Below are 18,259 nucleotides of genomic sequence, written 5' to 3' on the forward strand. Positions count from 1 at the left end.
TTGACTACGAACACCCGCGGTACCCCCTGTAGGAAAGGCGATCCATGTCGACTCCGGCCAGCCCGTTCTCCGCGGACTACGAACCCGACCCGCGGCGCTGGAAGGCGCTCGCGGTGTGCCTGGTGGTCGGCTTCATGACCCTTCTCGACGTCTCGATCGTCAACGTCGCGCTCCCGTCCATCGAATCCGGTCTCGGCGCGAACTCGGCCGACCTGTCGTGGGTCGTGTCCGGCTACGCCCTCGCCTTCGGCCTCGTCCTGGTCCCGGCCGGCCGGGTCGGGGACGCGCGCGGCCGCAAGGTGACCTTCCTCATCGGGCTGTCCCTGTTCGTGCTGGCGTCGGCGGCATGTGGGTTCGCCCAGGGCCCGACGCAACTCGTCGTCTTCCGCCTGATCCAGGGCGTCGCGGGCGGCATTCTCGCGCCGCAGGTCTCCGGGCTCATCCAGCTGCTGTTTCGCGGGGCCGAGCGTGGCCGGGCCTTCGGCATGTTCGCCGCGACCATCGGGATCTCGACCGCGGTCGGGCCGCTGCTCGGTGGGGTCCTCATCTAGCTGGGCGGGTCCGCCGACGGGTGGCGCTGGATCTTCTTCGTGAACGTGCCGATCGGCATCGCGGCCTTCCTCGCCGCGATCCGGTTGATCCCGGCTCGGCCCGAAGAACTCAAACAACCGCTGCGGGGGAGTTTCGACCCGGTGGGCGTTGTGCTCCTGGGCACCGGGGTGTTCGCGCTGATGCTGCCGATGGTCCAGGAGCAGGAGTGGCCCGGCGGGCGGAAATGGCTGCTGCTCGTCGTCGCGGCGGTGCTGATCGGTGCGTTCGTCCTGTGGGAACGCCGGCAGGGCCGCGTCGGCCGCCAGCAACTCGTCGACCTCTCGTTGTTCTCCATGCGGTCGTACACGTTGGGGTGCATCATCGCGATGGTCTACTTCGCCGGGTTCACCACGGTGTTCTTCATCTACACGCTGTTCGTCCAGCAGGGCCTGGGCTACTCGGCACTGCAGGCCGGTCTGGCGGTGACCCCCTTCGCGCTCGGCTCGGCGGTGTCGGCCAGCGTCGGCGGTAACATCGTCAACCGGGTCGGGCGCTCGCTGGTGTTGCTCGGTCTGGGCCTGGTGGTCGTGGGGATGATCGCGACGATCGTCGCCGTCGCGCTCGTGTCTGGTCCCGGTGTCGGGTACGCCGCCGCGCTGCCGCTGCTGGTGGCGGGTATCGGTTCCGGTCTCGTGATCTCGCCCAACCTCACGCTCAGCCTCGACCAGGTGCCGGTGACCAAGGCGGGCATCGCCGGCGGCGTCCTGCAGACCGGTCAGCGCATCGGGGCCGCCGCGGGGATCGCGCTCGTCGGTGCGGTGTTCTTCGCCCAGGTGGCGAACACCGGAGGCGACTGGGCGCGGGCGTTCCAGATCGGGCTGGCGACCGCCGCGGTCCTGGTGCTGATCGCGCTGGTGGTGGGCCTCGTGGATCACTTCGCCCACCGCCGCGAGGACGCGGAGGTCGCGTAGGCGGCCGGTCTGATGCCCACGCGACCTCGGCAGTCGAGCCTCAGGAACGCGCCCGGGGCACCAGCCGCTCGAGCTGGGTCACGTGCGCGGGTGTCAGCTCGTCCAGCGAGGCGACACCGAGCAGCCGCATCGTACGTGCGATCTGCTCGCCGAGGATCTCGATCATCCGGTCCACCCCGGCCTCCCCGCCGGCCATCAGGCCGTACAGGTAGGCCCGGCCGACGAGCGTGAACCGCGCGCCGAGGGCGACCGACGCCACGATGTCGGCACCGCTCATGATGCCGGTGTCGAGCATGACATCGGTGTCCGCGCCGACCTCGCGGGCCACCTCGGGCAGGAGGTGGAACGGGATCGGTGCGCGGTCGAGTTGGCGCCCTCCGTGATTCGACAACACGATGCCGTCGGCGCCGAGGGCCGTGACGGCCTTGGCGTCGTCGACGGTCTGAATGCCCTTGACCACCAGCTTGCCCGGCCACTGCGACTTGATCCACGCCAGATCGTCGAAGGTGACGGTGGGGTCGAACATCGTGTCCAGCAGTTCGGCCACCGTTCCGGACCATCGATCGAGCGAGGCGAACGCCAGGGGCTCGGTGGTGAGGAAGTCGATCCACCACTGCGGGCGCGGGATGGCGTTGAGCACGGTCTTGGCGGTCAGCGCCGGCGGGATCGACATGCCGTTGCGCTTGTCGCGCAGACGAGCCCCGGCGACCGGCACGTCGACGGTCACCAGCAGGGTGTCGTATCCGGCCTTCGCCGCGCGGTCGACCAGGGCCATCGAGCGCTCCCGGTCCTTCCACATGTACAGCTGGAACCAGTTGCGGCCGTGCGGATTCGCATCCCGGACGTCCTCGATCGACGCCGTACCCATCGTCGACAGCGAGAAGGGGATCCCGGCCCGGCCGGCGGCGCGCGCACCAGCGTATTCGCCCTCGGTCTGCATCATCCGGGTGAACCCGGTGGGTGCGATGCCGAACGGCAGTTCCGAACGCCCGCCGAGGATCGTGCACGAGGTGTCGACCTTGGACACGTCACGCAGGATGGCCGGGTGGAACTCGATGTCGGCGAACGCCTGTCGCGCGCGTTCGATGGACAGCTCGGCCTCGGCCGATCCGTCGGTGTAGTCGAAGGCCGCCTTCGGGGTGCGGCGCTTGGCGATCGCGCGCAGGTCCTCGATGGTGAGGGCGGCGTCGAGACGGCGCTTCTTCGCGTCGAACTGGGGCTTCTTGAACTGCATCAGCGGCGCGAGGTCGCGCGGTTTGGGAACTCGACGCTTCATGGGAGAACTGCCTTGCATGGTCATGCCTTTCCTGTCCCCACCGCGGTCCGGGAGCGCGTGCCGCGGGAGTGTCGGGGTGCGTAGTGTTGCGGCGGGAACCTATCGGCGACGATAGACCTCATCGCCTCGAGGTCGCCATCGATCAGACCGTGGGCGCGGGCGGTGATCAGCACGTTGCCCAGCGCGGTCGCCTCCACCGGACCGGCCTGCACCGGCAGACCCAGCCGGTCGGCGGTGAGTTGGCACAGCAGCCGGTTCTGCGAGCCGCCGCCGACGAGATGGACGGTCTCCACCGTCGTGCCGGACAGTTCGGCCGCTCGCGCCACCCCGTCGGCGAAGGCCGCCGCGAGGCTCTCGACGATCGCGCGCACCATCTCGGCGCGCGTCATCGGCGGACGCATGCCGCGCTCGTCGTACCAGTCGCGAATGCGTCCGGGCATGTCTCCCGGTGGGAGGAACCGGGCGTCGTCGGTGTCGAAGATCTCGACCGTCGCCGGCGCCTCGGCGGCCTGCGCGAGCAGTTCACCGAGATCGGCGCGATACCCTTCGCGCTGGTACTGGCGGACCGTCTCGCTGAGCAGCCACAGGCCCATCACGTTGTGCAGGTAGCGGATACGGCCGTCGGCGCCGACCTCGTTGGTGAAGTTGGCCTTCCACCCGTCGCGGGAGACGACCGGCTGCTCGAGTTCGACGCCGACCAGACCCCAGGTCCCGCACGAGATGTACGCCGACCGCGACGGGTCCATCGGGATGGCGGCGACCGCCGACGCGGTGTCGTGGGACGCGACCGCGGTGACGCGGGTCGACGTCGACAGTCCGAGGCGCTCGGCGACGTCGCCGAGCAACGGGCCCTGGTCGGTGCCGGTCTCCACGAGGTCGGGGAACAAGCCGACGGGCAATCCGAGACGCTCCATCATCGCGGTGTCCCACCGCCCGTTGATGCCGAGCAGTCCGGTGGTCGAGGCGTTGGTGCGTTCGGTGCCGCGCCGGCCCGTGAGCCAGTACGTGATGAGGTCGGGGATCAGCAGGGCGGTGTCGGCCTGATCGAGCAACCCGTCGGCCTTCTCGGTGGCCAATTGGTACACGGTGGTGAACGGCAGGAACTGTAAACCGTTGCGCACGTACAGGTCCGCGGGACCGAGTTCGGCGTGCACGGCGTCGACCCCAGCCGCGCTCCGGGTGTCCCGGTAGTGGTGCGGCAACCCGAGCATGCGGCCCTCCCGCAGGAGCGCGTAGTCCACCGCCCAGGAGTCCACCCCGATCCCGACCAGATCGTCGGACTGCCTGCCCGCCTCGGCGAGGCCGGCCGACGCGGCGCGGAACAGCGCCGGGACATCCCAGTGCAGAGCGGACCTGCGCCCGTTCCAGATGTGGACCGGGTCGTTGGTGAACCGGGCGACCTGTTCGAGCTCGAGTCGTCCGCGCGAGACGTCGGCCAGCATGACCCGGCCGCTGGTCGCGCCCAGGTCGATCGCGGCGACCTGGGCGGACCGGGTGGATCGGCTCATCGCAGGAACGCGGCGGCGACGCCCGCGTCCACCGGCACGTGCAGGCCGGTGGTGTGCGAGAAGTCGGACGTGCAGAGTGCGAACGCGGCGTTGGCGATGTTCTCCGGCAGCACCTCGCGCTTGAGCAGGGTGCGCTGCGCGTAGAACTTGCCGAGATCCTTCTCCTCGACGCCGTAGACGGCAGCGCGCTTGGCGCCCCAGCCGCCGGCGAAGATCCCCGAACCACGCACCACGCCATCGGGATTGATGCCGTTGACCTTGACCCCGTGCTCGCCGAGCTCGGCGGCCAGGAGACGGACCTGATGGGCCTGGTCGGCCTTCGTCGCCGAGTAGGCGATGTTGTTCGGCCCGGCGAAGACCGAGTTCTTCGACGAGATGTACAGGATGTCGCCGCCGAGCTTCTGATCGATGAGGGCGCGTGCGGCGGCCTTGCTCACCAGGAACGAACCGCGGGCCATCACGTCGTGCTGGAGGTCCCAGTCGGCGGCGGTGGTGTCCAGCAACGACTTCGACAGCGACAGGCCGGCGTTGTTCACGACGAGGTCGATGCCGCCGAAGGCGAGCACCGTTGCGTCGATCGCGGACTGTACGGCCGCTTCGTCGGTGACGTCGGCGGCCACCCCGATGGCGACATCGGTCGAACCGATCTCCTCGGCGGCCGCCCGTGCCTTCTCGGCGTCGAGGTCGGCGATCACCACGCATGCACCTTCGGCGGCCAGACGCGTCGCGATGGCCTTGCCGATGCCGGATGCCGCCCCGGTGACCAGGGCGATGCGGGTCGCGAGCGGCTTGGGCTTCGGCATGCGGGCGAGCTTGGCCTCCTCGAGCAACCAGTACTCGATCCGGAACTTCTCCGACTCGTCGATCGGTGCGTAGGTCGAGATGGCCTCGGCGCCGCGCATCACGTTGATGGCGTTCAGGTAGAACTCGCCGGCGACACGTGCGGTCTGCTTGTCCTTGCCGAAGCTGAACATTCCGACGCCCGGGATCAGCACGATGGCCGGGTCGGCGCCGCGCATCGCGGGGCTGTCCGCGGTGGCGTGACGGTCGTAGTACGCGCGGTAGTCCTCGCGGTAGGCCTCGTGCAGTGCCGTGAGGCGCTCCTTGCACTCCTCGACGCTCGCGTCGGCCGGGAGGTCGAGGACCAGCGGCTTGACCTTGGTGCGCAGGAAGTGGTCCGGGCAACTGGTGCCGAGTGCGGCCAGGCGCGGATGCTCCTCTGCCGCCAGGAATTCGAGGACCGGGTCGACGTCGGTGAAGTGACCGACCTGCGGCTTGTCCATCGAGGCGAGGCCGCGGATGAACGCGGCGAGCGCCGCGGCCTTGGCCCGGCGTTCCTCGGCGGGCAATGCGCCGTAGCCGTCGATCGGGCCGCCGAAGGGTTGCGGCCGACCGTTGGCGGCGATGTACTCCTCGGCGGTGCGGATGATCTCCAGCGAATGTGCCTGCGCCTCATCGGAGGTGTCGCCCCAGGCGGTGATCCCGTGGCCGCCGAGGATGCAACCGATGGCCTGCGGGTTGTCCTTCTTGATCGCCGAGATGTCCAGCCCGAGCTGGAAACCCGGACGACGCCACGGCACCCACACGACGCGGTCACCGAAGATCTTGTGCGTCAAGACCTCGCCGTCGGCCGCGGTCGCGATGGCGATACCGGAGTCCGGGTGCAGGTGGTCGACGTGCGCGGCGTCGACGAGGCCGTGCATCGCGGTGTCGATCGACGGTGCGGCACCGCCCTTTCCGTGCAGGCAGTAATCGAAGGCGGCGACCATCTCGTCCTCACGGTCGAGGCCGGGATAGACGTCGACGAGCGCACGCATGCGATCGAGCCGGAGCACGGCCAGGCCCTTCTCGGTGAGGGTGCCGAGATCACCGCCGGAGCCCTTCACCCAGAGCAGTTCGACGTCTTCACCGGTGACCGGGTCGGTGTCGGAGCCCTTGGCGGAGGTGTTGCCGCCGGCGTAGTTGGTGTTCTTCGGATCCGATCCGAGTCGGTTGGACCGCTCGATGAGGGCGGCGACTGCGGGATTGGTCATTAGGGGTGATCTCCTCGGGAGTTCAGGGAACTGGGGCTGGGGGAGGGCTCAGGCGCCCCAGGACGACTGGGTACCGCCGACACGCTCGGCGACGATGCGCTCGTGGTATCCGGAGTCGACGTATGCGGCCATCGGGTCTGCGGGCAGGCCGCGACGGACACGACGCTCGGCGAGCATCGGACGGACGTCGGTGTAGAACGCGTCCATCACGATCGCGTTCGCGCCCAACACGTCTCCGGCGGCCTGTGCCTCGGTCAGCGCATCGGTGTCGACGAGTAGTGCGCGGGCCGTCATCTCCTCGACGTTCAGCACCGAACGGAGCTGGCCGGGGATCTTCTCCTCGACGTTGTGGCATTGATCGAGCATGAGAGCGACCGGCGACCCGGCGTCGAGCCCGCCGCCGCGGATCACCTCGAACAGGATCCGGAAGAGCTGGAACGGATCCGCGGCACCGACGATGAGGTCGTCATCGGCGTAGAAGCGCGAGTTGAAGTCGAAGGAACCCAGCTTTCCGAGGCGAAGCAGCTGCGCGACGATGAACTCGATGTTGGTTCCCGGCGCGTGATGGCCGGTGTCGAGGCAGACCATCGCCCGCTCGCCGAGCGCGGTCACGTGGGCGTAGGAGGTGCCCCAGTCGGGGACGTCGGTGACGTAGGTGGCGGGCTCGAAGAACTTGTACTCCAACACGAGTCGCTGGTCGTCGCCGATGTGCTGGTAGATGGTCGCGAGCGACTCGGCGAGCCGGTCCTGGCGTCCGCGGATGTCGCCCTGTCCGGGGTAGTTGGTGCCGTCGGCCAGCCAGATCTTCAGATCGCGCGAACCGGTCGCGTTCATCACCTCGATGCAGGCGAGGTGATGGTCGATGGCCATCTGCCGCACCGTCTTGTCGGTGTGGGTCAGGCTGCCGAACTTGTAGGCGTCGTCCTGGAAGGTGTTGGAGTTGACGGTGCCCAGGCCGACGCCGAGATCCTTAGCGTAAGCGGCCAGGGCGGTGTAGTCGTCGACGGTGTCCCACGGAATGTGCAGCGCGACCCTCGGTGCCAGGCCGGTCAATTCGTTGACCTTCGCGGCGTCGGCGATCTTCTCGTGGATGGTGCGGGGGGTGCCCGGGGTGCCGAACACCTTGAACCGGGTGCCGGAGTTGCCGAACGCCCAGGAGGGGAGCTCGATCTCGAGGTTGTCGAGGATCGTCTCGTCAAAGGTGGCCATGAAATTTCTTTCGGTTGGGGTTCCCCGCCGCCGGCGTCGGGGTCAGCCGGCGGCGGGGAGGTCTGAGTGGAACAGTCGAACTGGTGGAACGTTTCAATCGCGCACGGCGCGATCAGGCCCGTGGTGTCAGGCCGGGGCTTTGTGTCCCGACTCCGCGGCCGGGTTGGTGCCCGGGGTCGGGTGCGCGGCGGATGCCGGTGTCTCGATGAGCTCGGGTGACAGCGGAGCGCCGTAACGCTCGACCTCGATCTGCTGCAGCGTCTTGCCCTGGGTGTCCGGAGCCGCGATGGCGCCGATGATCAGCGCGACGGTGAGCAGTGCGACCAGCAGGATGCCGACCGTGGTGAGTCCGGTCGCCGCGAGCATGGTGGGGAAGAAGTAGCTCAACAGACCGGTTGCGGTGCGGACGGCGAAGAACATGACGCCCTGGGCGCTGGCCCGATAGGGCGTCGCGAACATCTCGCTGGCCCAGAGGCTGTAGAACGCTTGCGCGCCGATGCCCGAGGAGATGCCCCACAGGACCGCGAAGACGAGCATCGTGGCGACACCGCTGTCGGTGAAGGCGACCAGCACGATCCAGGCGACGATGCCCAATGCGGCGCCGAAGACGTACAGCGCGCGCTGCGAGACCCGGTCGGCATACCGCATGAAGCCGAAGTAGGTCGCGAGGACGGTGCAGCCCCAGACGAGCACCTGCAGCAGGTTCTGCTGGACGGCGCTCTCGACGCCCGCGGTCTCGTAGACACGCGGCATGAAGATGCCGGCCTGTCCGGCCACGGTGTTCCAGAAGAGGTAGATGCCACCGAGCAGGAGTAGTGCGGTGATGTTGACCTTCTTGGAGAACAGGCCCTTGATTCCGCGGGCGCCGACGGAAGCGGTGAGCTCACGGGTCTCGTTGACCGCCTCGTCGGACCAGATCTTGGACTCCGCGAGCCCTTGGCGAATCCACCAGACGACCGCGGCGACGACGAAGAGGTGCAGGAAGATGATCCGCGAACCGAGCAGGCCCATCGGGGCGAGCGCGGCCGCCAGTGCGAAGCCGATCAGGGGTCCGACCGACCAGGCGAGCTGGGCGGTGCCGACGTGTTTGGCGCGTTCGACCGATGGCGCCTCTTCGGCGATGTAGGTCCAGGACGCGGGTACGCCCGCGCCGACCGCGAGGCCGGTGATGATGAACGCCGCCAGCAGCATGGTGAAGTTGAGCGCGAAGGCGGCGAGCAACACGCCGGCCATGTAGACCAGCAGGTCGTAGGTGTAGATCGCCTTGCGGCCGTAGCGGTCGCACAGCGGTCCGCCGATGGCGGCGCCGACCGCCGCGCCGAACGCGTTGGCGCTCAGTGCGGCCAGCAGGCCGACGGCGAAGTTGCTGATGCCGAACTCGTCCTGCCAGAAGGTCAGGCTGGTGGCGATCGCGATGATCGAGCCGGCTTCGATGTAGTTCGACATGGCAACCGAGATGGTCGCCCGCCAGCCGGTGGTGGAGCGCGCTCCTACTTTCATGGGATTCCTAGCGTCGGAGATCAGTAGAGAGGGTCGGGATCGGAGGGGTCAAGCCGGGTTCGCTGATGTCGGTGTGCCCGTCAGTACGCGTCGTGTGTTCGATGTCGGTCAGTCGAGGTGGAAGTACTCGAGGAGTTCGGTACGGATGGTGTCGGGATTGGCGCAGTCGGCGTCTCCGCCGGTGGCCGGGAGGAAGTACTCGGACATGTGCGCCTGCCACCGGGCGTTGACGTCCGTTGCCTCCATGGCGGCGGCGGTCGTCGCGAAGTCGTCGGTCTCGAGGTAACCCACGACCATGCCGTCGTCCTTGCGGAGGAACAACGAGTAGTTGCGCCATCCGGTCTCGCGCAGGGCGTCGAGCATCTCCGGCCACACCTCCGTGTGGGCGTCGAGGTAGTCCTCGACGCGCTCCGGGCGGAGCTGGAGCACGAAGCAGACGCGCTGGGTATCGGGCATGGCTGCTCCTGACAAACGACGTGATGGGAAACGCAGACCGTCGAGAGAGGATCAACCCGGCGAATTAAAACGTTTCAATTTGTGATGGCAGCAACACTAAGAGCGGCCTGTGAGGATGTCAAGACCCGGTTCGCACAAAGCGCACCCCGCCGGAACGGGATCGGTCATGCTCTGTTCGTGCTGGAATTCGGGAAGACGCGCGGAGCAGATGTCGGGGGCAGGATCGCGATCGTGACCGGGGGCGGGTCCGGTATCGGGGCCGCGCTCACGCGCGCGCTGGTGACCCGGGGAGCCCACGTCACCTGCGCGGACATCGCCCTACCCGCGGCGCAGCGGGTGACGGACTCCTTGTCCGGTGGGCCGGGCACCGCACGGGCGGTGCAACTGGATGTGACGGATGCTGCCGCTGTGCAGCGGGTGGTCGACGAGGTCGTCGCCGAGTGGGGGCGCCTGGATCTGATGTTCAACAACGCAGGGATCACCTGGGGTGGTCCGACCGAGATGCTGACGCCGGAACAATGGGACGCGATCATCGACGTCAACATCCGGGGCGTCGTGCACGGGGTCGCGGCCGCGTACCCGGTGATGATCGAGCAGCGTTCCGGACACATCGTCAACACGGCGTCGATGGCCGGGCTCGTCGCCGCCGGACTGATCACGAGCTACGTGATGACCAAACATGCGGTCGTGGGGCTGTCGCTCGCACTACGGACCGAGGCTGCGGGCCGCGGGGTGAACGTGCTGGCGGTGTGTCCCTCGGCAGTGGAGACCCCGATCCTGGACAAGGGATCGGTCGGCGGATTCGTCGGTCGCTCTTATTATCTGGCGAGTCAGGGTTCGTCGACCGCGTACGACGCCGACCGCCTTGCCCGGGACACGCTCGCCGCCATCGAGCGGAATCAACCACTGCTGGTCGTCCCGCGTCGATCCCGGATCACCTGGCGCGTCCAGCGATTGGCGCCCGGCCTCACGAATCGGCTTGCCGCGCAATTCATCGATCGGCAACGCGCGGAGTTGCGGCCGGAGGGTTAACCGCCGGCGGTGCTGCTCAGGATGGCGATGATGACACCTGCCACGGTCAGTACACCGACGACCCAGGCCATCGTGATCGCGACCCGTCTGCGTCCGAACCGGGCCGCGTTGATTGCGATCCCGAGGCACACCAGGACCGCGATCGAGTACACCGAGATACCGAGGGTGAGCAGGGCGACGGAGGAGTCGGCGAGCAGGACAACCCGAGTGGACATGACACCGAGTACATCATCAGCGGGCTCGGGGGATGCACGCGGATCGAGACAGCCCAGTGGCGTGCCGGCTTTCCGTGACACTTCGTCTCGTGCTTTCGACGCAACGCGTTTGCAACGACGCAGGTAGCGGGATCAGGCGCAGAGGTCTGGCGGTGTTCTTGACGTGCTCCCGCGCAATTGGGATGTCGCCGTTGCGCACTGCGGAGTGAGTCGGGATGGGCGATCTGGCTATCGGTTCGGAACAAGCTCCCAACGACCTTGCTCCCAGGTGTAAGAATCCCTGATCCCTGAGTAATCGAAGGGCAGGGTGACAAAATCCTCGCCATTGTCGCGCCTCAGGTCATAGCGCACAGTTTTGCCGTTGACGATGAAGCGCAGCCGCAGGAACCACATGGTGGGTCGACTGGTGGTGTACGCGTGTACTCGGAAGACTTCGGTCGAACCTTGTGGTATTTCGAAGCGAAATGGCACGCGTGGGGCACTTGGGTCGTCACCGCGATGGCATACAAGTGTTTCGTCATCGAGTGACACGAGGAGATAGTTACCCTCTAATGGCCCGCCCGCGGGCGGAGGGAGAATCGCTATGCCATCGACACTGCCGAAGCCGGGCCGCAAGACGGGTTTACCGCCCGTCAGGGCAACGGTCGCATTTTGAGCTTGTACTTCGAACTCGAACACGGTGTGCCCCAGCTCGATTCCCCTGTTCTCATTGATCCAATCAAAGGGCTTACTGTAGCTGGTCCGAGAACCTAGATCCCGCAGCTCGGTCAACTCGTCCGGCGTCCCTACGGGGAAGAAGAAGCGTTTGACCCTCATGTCACCGAAGGTGTCATAGTCCTCGTCGACGCTAACTGTGACTCGGGATCGACGCAGATAGGCCTGCGCCGCTTGTCCTGCCAATGCCGCTCCTGCTACCGGGTCCATTCACATATCCTCTCACTCCCGGCGTTTCTGCCGAGCCAAAATGTTGGCGTCCGAGTTCGGGTTGCGCCGACACTCGGCGACTGCGGGCCAGGCGTAGGTGTCGTCCGCCGCACGATTTTCCCTGCGGTAGCGGGCGGCCGCGAAAGGCGAACGGCATCGCTAAGCCTGCGCCACACGTTCGCGGAGATGCAACTTATGGAGGGGAGCACTTCATGTGGTCAGCCGGTGGATGGGTCGCAGCACCTTCACCCCACACACTCGACGCCTACGGTGACTGGATTCCTGAGGAAGGCGGCGGCGCACTGAACGATTTGCCCGATCCCTCCCAGCTGATTCCGCATGAGGCCCCCGAGTCGTCGGATGACGTTCCTCTATTCGGACGGTGAAGGTAAATGGGCGTAGTTGCTCGCGTACGTCAAGACACGTGGCGCGAGTAAAATGTAGGGCGGAACCGGAACCTTCCGTGTGAACCCTAGACCGGACTGCAACGCGTAAAGACCCTCTTTTCCTTCGAAACGGTCGACAAGGTCTTTCACAGTCGCGACATCGTCAGCGATATCGGGATACAGAATCGCATCCAGTTGGTCTTGTAGTTCAGCAATCTGAGGTTGGGCGGCCTTGATCATGTCCAAGACGCTAGGATCGTAGTCGATGGCCTCGAGTTCGGTGATCTTGATCCATTTTTCTCGTGCAGCCCTGTTGAATTTGATCATGTAATCACGGTCCATAAACACGTTCGCGGTGCTCTCGCCTTCTAGGCGAGCATTGAGTTCAATCTTGAAAGCATTAATGTCGCCATGAAGCAGGGCGTCACGCATTTTGATTAACCATCGGTAATCAAACGATGACACGAGCAGATCATCAAACAGATCGAGAGCTTGTTTCTCCTCTACGGTCTTGCGGCCGAACTGCTCGCGAACTGCGCGGATGGACTGATCTCTATGACTGTGGAGCGCGCTAGTGAAAGATATGAGCGCTGAACGGATTCGCCGTCGGCGCTCGTCGAAAGCATCTTGATCGGACAGTGAAATTCGCCGACTAGTGACATCGGAAATTACTGCAATAAGCAAATCGCAGAATCTCTCATTTTCATCAGAAATGTGCTGGAGAAGTTCGCTGTCAATCATGCGGCGGAGGCGCTCGTGTGCCGTGCGATACTCTGCGTCTTCATCTGCAGTGAATGAGCAGAGCTTTTTGAAGATGATAGCAGCATCGATACCCGGATCGGAATATCCCAACATTGCTCCGTACGGGTCGGAGGCGGCAGCTGCGTCGTCGTCAGCGTCCTGTTTTATCTGTTGCTCTCCCTGTTCCTGTATCTTATTGAACACCGACAGAGAATTGGTGATTATTTCGCGAATCTCATCTTCTGTCGGGAGCTTTGTAGATAGCCAGTTGCGAGCGCGCTGAGCGACTTCTTGTAGTGCGGTGCGCATTGAGTTCTGGACGTCGTTTCTCGTCATTCGGTCGCGGGCGTCTGGTGTGTTCGCGTAGTCCATTGCCGCGGAGGCCAAGACCTCCGCTTGAGCCCGCATTGTCTCCAGCACAATGACCATGGCCGCGCTCTGAGGCGGTGGCGCGGTTTCCCTGGAGATTAGGTCCCGCCACGCGTCCATGAAGTGTTCGCAGAAGTCAAATGGGCTGTCGCCGTCGAATTCGTCTAACTTGGCGATCAGTCCGTCTAACTTTCGTATCCAGTCTTCCAAACTGGTCTTGGCTTCATCGTCTTCCGGTGGCACACTTCGACTCCTGTCATGCTCGAACTTCGCGGCCTCGTCGTGGACAGCCTGTAAGCATCGCACGTACGCAACTCATTGCGTCTGACATCTGATCCCGCGTGTCGCGCTGATGCGGCAGCTTGGGTAGCACGGGGGTGGCACTGTAATCGTTCGGATGACGCGAGGGAACGGCAATAGTCAATCTACCTGCGGCGATGCGGTGCCCCCAGTCGGACTCGAACCGACACTGTGCCGATTTTAAGTCGGCTGCCTCTGCCAATTGGGCTATGGGGGCGAAGGGTCCGCTCGACGACGGTCCCCACGGTGAGCATAGTCAGCCGCGGCAGCGTGTCCGAATTCGTCCGGCGTTGCCACCGACAGACGTCAACTCGACCGCCAGACCTCGATCGAGGTCTGGCAGTCGAGTCGACGTCTGGGAGTCAGCCGTCCTTGACCGGCCCAGTCGCCGGGGTGATCATGGGGCATGGACGCGGCAGCGGTGACCGGGGCACGCAATTGGGAGGCCGTCCGAGAACGGCATCCCGCCATCGTCGAGCGCCTCGAGGCGGGTCTGACGCAGGGTGATCCGCTCGCCGACACGGTGATCGTCGAGGCCAGAGAACGCGGAATCTCTTTCTCCACACTGGTCGCGCTCTTGGAAGAGCACACCTCCGCCGAGGAGGAGACCGATGTCGAACACCTCGAGATGCCCGCCTCGATGACGCATCTGTTGCAGGTCGCGAGCGCCCCACCTCCGTGGTTCGACCCGGCCTGGGCGGAGGCCGGCGCCCGCGCCTGGTGGCGGTTCGGCACGTTGCAGTCGTCGACGCTGTATCAGTCGCTGATCTACGGGTTCAAGGCGCAGGGATTCGTCCGTCCGCTGGTGGCCACCGGCCGGCTGGGATCGGGGACACGTGATCGAGTCGAGTCGACGGCCCGCTGGGTCGCCGAGGCGACCACGCCCGGATCGATGCTCCCGGGCCGTCCCGGTTGGGTTGCAACGCTTCGTATTCGGCTGCTACATGCCTACATCCGCGACGTCCTGCGGCACCCGCCCGGCGGCGATCCGACGGACGACGCCGGGGCCTGGGACGAAGGGGAGTGGGGCGCACCCATCAACCAGACGTATGCCGTGATGACCATCTCGTGCGGCTTCCTGGCTCTACCTCTCGTCGTCGCACGGGATTTCGGGATCCACTACAGCAGTGCGGAATGTGAGGCGATCACGCATCTGTGGCGCTGGATCGGCTGGGTCATCGGGGTCGACGACGACCTCCTGCCGCCGAGTTACGAGTCGTCGAGCGAATTGTTCCGTATCGCAGGCGAATTCGAGCTGCAGCCCGACGATTCGTCGAAGGTGCTGATCAAGGCGCTGCTTCGCGAGGGGTACGACCTTCCGCGCGTCGTGCACGGGGCCGCGCCGATTCCGGTGCCGGGGTTGCTGGTCTCCGCGGTGGATGCGATCACCAGACCCCTGCTCATGTCGTCGTTCTCGGCCATCAGCACCAGATGGGTCGAGCGCCCGGTCGCCCGGCGGATGGGTCTGCGCCGGACGCCGTTGCACCATCTCGTCGACGTCGCACGGCCCGCCGTCAGGCTGCGCGAGATCGCGCGGGCGACCGGACTGCTCGGATCGGGGTCGACGGTGATCGAGCGCGAACTGCGAACGGTCCGACGCGGACTCGGCATGCCGCACGTCCCTGAATCGTCCTTGACCGCCTAAATTACTGCTGATAACTTAACGCCGTAAAGTCGACCGACGCGACAGGGGTCCGCATGCTGGTCAGATTGACACGGCTGGTCATATCCATGCCCAAACGAGTGCTGCTGGGTGCACTCATCCTGCTGGTGGTGTGCGGCGCGTACGGCGCCACCGCGGCCGAACATCTGCTGGCCGGAGGGTACAGCGATCCGAACTCGGGGTCGGCGCGGGCGGAGAGAACGCTCGACGAGACGTTCAACCGCGGCGGGGTCCAGGTCGTGCTCAAACTGGACGGTCCCGACGGAGTCGACGTCTCCCGCGACCCGACGGCCCGGGCGGTCGGTGAGGACATCGTCGCCGACCTGAATCGCAATCAGTACGTGCAGGACCAGATTTTGTCGGTGTGGGCCAATCCGGCGCTCGACTCCGCGCTCGTCAGTCGCGACCGGACGTCGACGCTGATCATCGCCTCGCTCGACGGTGGCGAGGATTCGGCGCCGGGGCACGCCGAGGAGATCGCCGCGGCCCTGGCCGGTGACCGCGACGGGATCACCGTGCAGGTCGGCGGTCAAGGAATGGTCTTCGCACAGGTCAACGATCAGACCGCGTCCGATCTCCTCGTCGCCGAGGCCATCGCGATCCCGATCACGTTCATCGTGTTGATCTTCATCTTCGGCGGATTGCTCGCCGCGGCCGTCCCGGTCGGCATCGGCATCGTCTCGATCATCCTCACCTTCGCGCTGCTCCGGGCGATCGGATCGGTCACCGACGTCTCGGTCTTCGCGCTCAACCTCACCACCGCACTGGGTCTCGCGCTCGCGATCGACTACACGCTGCTGATCCTGACGCGCTACCGGGAAGAGGTCGGACACGGTCTGAGCCGGCCCGACGCGATCGTCCGGACCCTGGCCACGGCCGGGCGGACGGTCGCCTTCTCCGCGGTGACCGTCGCCCTGTCGCTCAGCGCGCTCGTGCTGTTCCCGCAGTACTTCCTGCGCAGCTTCGCCTTCGCGGGTCTCGGCGTCGTGGTCGTGGCCGCGGTGTCGGCGCTCGTGCTCACGCCGGCCGTGCTCATGCTCCTCGGTGATCGCATCGACGCGTTCGATGCCCGGAAGCCACTCCGGCGCCTGCTTCGGCTGCCGCCGGCGCGGCCCGTCGAACCCGAGGACACCTGGTGGTACCGGCTCGTCCAGTGGGTGCTGCGCCACGCCTTGCCGGTCGCCGCGGTCGTCACGGTTTTCCTACTGGTACTCGGTGCGCCGTTCCTGTCGATGAAACTGGGGTTCCCCGACGACCGGGTGCTCCCCGAGTCGGCGAGCGCCCACGCGATCCAGCAGGAGATCCGAGACGACTACGAGGACGACCTGTCCGCAGCGGTCACCGTCGTCGTGCGGGGGCCGGTGGACGATGCGGCCCTGGCCGACTACACCCGCGCCCTGTCGACGGTCGGAGATGTCAACTCCGTAGGGTCGTCGGCCGGGACGTTCGTCCGGGGTGCGCCGGCCGCGCCCGGCAGCCCGGACGACACCCGGGGCGACGTACACGTCCTGCAGGTGTCGACCGACCGCGACCCGATGAGTGAGTCGGGGATCGCCCAGCTCGACGAGCTGCGGGCGGTGCCACCGCCGGCGGGAACGGAGACCCTGTTCAGCGGGCTCGCCGCCGCCACCGACGACACCGTCGGGTCGATCTACGCGCATCTGCCCTGGGTGCTCGGCCTCATCGCGATCGCGACGTTCGTGCTGCTGTTCCTGTTCACCGGGAGCGTCGTGTTGCCGCTGAAGGCGCTCGTCCTCAACATCCTGTCGCTGTCGGCGACGTTCGGCGCGATGGTCTGGTTCTTCCAGGAGGGGCACCTCGGAGGTTTGGGGACCACCGCCACGGGCACCCTCAGCGCGACCATGCCGGTGCTGCTGTTCTGCGTGGCGTTCGGTCTGTCGATGGACTACGAGGTGTTCCTGTTGGGACGGATCCGCGAGGAGTGGTTGCGATCGGACCGGACGCGCGCGGCCAGCGACCACGCGGTGGCGCTGGGCTTGGCCCGGACCGGCCGGGTCATCACGGCCGCGGCCCTGCTGATGAGCATCGTCTTCGCCGCCATCGCGGCGTCGGAGGTGTCGTTCATGCGGATGTTCGGGGTCGGTCTCACCCTGGCGGTCCTGATGGACGCGACGATCATCCGCATGTTCCTCGTCCCCGCCTACATGCGGCTGGCCGGGCGGGCGAACTGGTGGGCGCCGGGTCCGCTGCGACGGCTACATGATCGGATCGGGTTGTCCGAGGAGGCTCCGGAGGTCGGGCGTCCCGAGAAAGCGGCGCCGGACACCGCGCCGACGAGGGTCTGACACCAAATACGTCATAACGGCGGACGAACAACGGCGGGACAGGTGCAGGAGTGCAGTGACGACACGTAGACGAGCGAGATCACCGCGCGGGTCCGGAGAGATCCTCGCGGAGGAGATCATCGAGGCCGCCGGTGAGTTGCTGGTCGAGAACGGCGACGACACCGCGATGTCGATTCGCGCGGTCGCCAACCGCGTGGGGGTCACACCGCCATCGATCTACCTGCACTTCGCCGACAAGGAAGCCCTGCTCGACGCCGTGTGCGCCCGCTACTTCGAGCGTCTCGACGACGAGATGGCCGCCGCATCGGAAGGCGTCGACGACGCCTTCGAACGAGCGCTGGGCCAGGGGATGGCCTATGTCCGCTTCGCCGTCGCCACGCCCGTGCTCTATCGCGTGGCGTTCGGCAAACCCACTCCCGAAGGGCATCCGTCGAAGGTCGACGAGGTACTCGCCGCCAGTGCGTACTCGCGGTTCGCCGGAACCGTCACCGAGCTGGCCGACGACGGGGTGTTCGATCACGCCGAGATCGCCGACATCGTTCTCGAGTTCTGGGCCGCCGCCCACGGGATCGCGTCGCTGATGCTCGCCAAACCGGGTCTCGCCTGGGGCGACGACTTCGCGCGTGCGGAAGCCATGCTCACCGCCATGTGCCTGGGCCGGGCCTCGCTCGCGACCGACGGCGGCATCGATCAGACCGCACTGGGCCGCCGGTTGAGATCGCTGCGCGACCGGGTGAACTGACCCGGTGGCGGGTGTCTGACGACAGAAGGGTCAAGAGTCGGTAAAGTCGACGTCGACTCGGTCGTTGCGAGCTCCCGTCAGGGAACTCTCAGAAACG

At 66.3% G+C, this 18,259-nt stretch carries 13 protein-coding genes, 1 tRNA gene and 1 pseudogene; 5 read left to right on the plus strand and 10 right to left on the minus strand.

The window, feature by feature from the left end; all coding sequences use genetic code 11:
- The first annotated feature begins 44 nt into the window (after positions 1–44).
- Positions 45–1,502 (plus strand): annotated as a pseudogene (locus tag GR168_RS24230) (MFS transporter).
- Positions 1,503–1,542: 40 nt separating this feature from the next.
- On the opposite strand, the gene GR168_RS07480 reads toward GR168_RS24230, so the two are convergent.
- The 6 genes from GR168_RS07480 to GR168_RS07505 all read right to left on the minus strand — a co-directional run bounded on the left by GR168_RS07480 (position 1,543) and on the right by GR168_RS07505 (position 9,484).
- Positions 1,543–2,778, minus strand: a complete 1,236-nt coding sequence (locus tag GR168_RS07480; RefSeq protein ID WP_058250776.1) for an alpha-hydroxy acid oxidase — start codon at positions 2,776–2,778, stop codon at positions 1,543–1,545.
- Between the two features lie 20 nt (positions 2,779–2,798).
- Positions 2,799–4,286 (minus strand): rhamnulokinase family protein, encoded by a 1,488-nt coding sequence (locus tag GR168_RS07485; protein ID WP_159370425.1) that lies wholly within the window; start codon positions 4,284–4,286, stop codon positions 2,799–2,801.
- Entirely contained in the window at positions 4,283–6,319 is a 2,037-nt protein-coding gene (locus GR168_RS07490) for a bifunctional rhamnulose-1-phosphate aldolase/short-chain dehydrogenase (RefSeq protein ID WP_058250774.1), read from the minus strand. Before GR168_RS07490 ends, GR168_RS07485 begins: the two co-directional genes overlap by 4 nt.
- A 48-nt stretch (positions 6,320–6,367) precedes the next feature.
- The gene (gene rhaI / locus GR168_RS07495; RefSeq protein WP_159370426.1) at positions 6,368–7,528 is read right to left on the minus strand and encodes an L-rhamnose isomerase; all 1,161 of its coding nucleotides are present in this window, start codon (positions 7,526–7,528) and stop codon (positions 6,368–6,370) included.
- A gap of 126 nt (positions 7,529–7,654) precedes the next feature.
- Entirely contained in the window at positions 7,655–9,028 is a 1,374-nt protein-coding gene (locus tag GR168_RS07500; RefSeq protein WP_055474924.1) for an MFS transporter, read from the minus strand.
- Positions 9,029–9,136: 108 nt separating this feature from the next.
- Positions 9,137–9,484 (minus strand): L-rhamnose mutarotase, encoded by a 348-nt coding sequence (locus tag GR168_RS07505; RefSeq protein ID WP_058250771.1) that lies wholly within the window; start codon positions 9,482–9,484, stop codon positions 9,137–9,139.
- A 177-nt stretch (positions 9,485–9,661) separates the two neighbouring features.
- Here GR168_RS07505 and GR168_RS07510 point away from each other — a divergent pair, with 177 nt between their 5' ends.
- On the plus strand, positions 9,662–10,516 hold the full coding sequence (locus GR168_RS07510; RefSeq protein WP_058250770.1) for an SDR family oxidoreductase: 855 nt from the start codon (positions 9,662–9,664) through the stop codon (positions 10,514–10,516).
- Here GR168_RS07510 and GR168_RS07515 read toward each other — a convergent pair.
- The 4 genes from GR168_RS07515 to GR168_RS07530 form a co-directional block, all read right to left on the minus strand.
- Positions 10,513–10,731, minus strand: a complete 219-nt coding sequence (locus tag GR168_RS07515; protein WP_004020299.1) for a hypothetical protein — start codon at positions 10,729–10,731, stop codon at positions 10,513–10,515. The two genes, GR168_RS07510 and GR168_RS07515, sit on opposite strands and share 4 nt — an antisense overlap.
- 228 nt (positions 10,732–10,959) lie before the next feature.
- Positions 10,960–11,655 (minus strand): hypothetical protein, encoded by a 696-nt coding sequence (locus tag GR168_RS07520; protein ID WP_139114196.1) that lies wholly within the window; start codon positions 11,653–11,655, stop codon positions 10,960–10,962.
- Between the two features lie 371 nt (positions 11,656–12,026).
- The gene (locus GR168_RS07525; RefSeq protein WP_058250769.1) at positions 12,027–13,394 is read right to left on the minus strand and encodes a hypothetical protein; all 1,368 of its coding nucleotides are present in this window, start codon (positions 13,392–13,394) and stop codon (positions 12,027–12,029) included.
- 200 nt (positions 13,395–13,594) lie between these two features.
- Positions 13,595–13,668 (minus strand) — tRNA-Leu (locus GR168_RS07530).
- A gap of 189 nt (positions 13,669–13,857) precedes the next feature.
- Here GR168_RS07530 and GR168_RS07535 point away from each other — a divergent pair.
- The 3 genes from GR168_RS07535 to GR168_RS07545 are packed head-to-tail and all read left to right on the plus strand — an operon-like array spanning position 13,858 to position 18,162.
- Positions 13,858–15,096, plus strand: coding sequence for an oxygenase MpaB family protein (locus GR168_RS07535; protein WP_159370427.1), 1,239 nt, complete (start codon positions 13,858–13,860; stop codon positions 15,094–15,096).
- Positions 15,097–15,149: 53 nt separating this feature from the next.
- Complete coding sequence (locus GR168_RS07540; protein WP_159370428.1) at positions 15,150–17,420, plus strand: MMPL family transporter; 2,271 nt, start codon at positions 15,150–15,152, stop codon at positions 17,418–17,420.
- A 55-nt stretch (positions 17,421–17,475) separates the two neighbouring features.
- Positions 17,476–18,162 (plus strand): TetR/AcrR family transcriptional regulator, encoded by a 687-nt coding sequence (locus GR168_RS07545; protein ID WP_159370429.1) that lies wholly within the window; start codon positions 17,476–17,478, stop codon positions 18,160–18,162.
- The last annotated feature ends 97 nt before the right edge of the window (positions 18,163–18,259 follow it).

The organism is Gordonia sp. JH63 (assembly GCF_009856645.1).
Lineage (GTDB): Bacteria > Actinomycetota > Actinomycetes > Mycobacteriales > Mycobacteriaceae > Gordonia > Gordonia hongkongensis.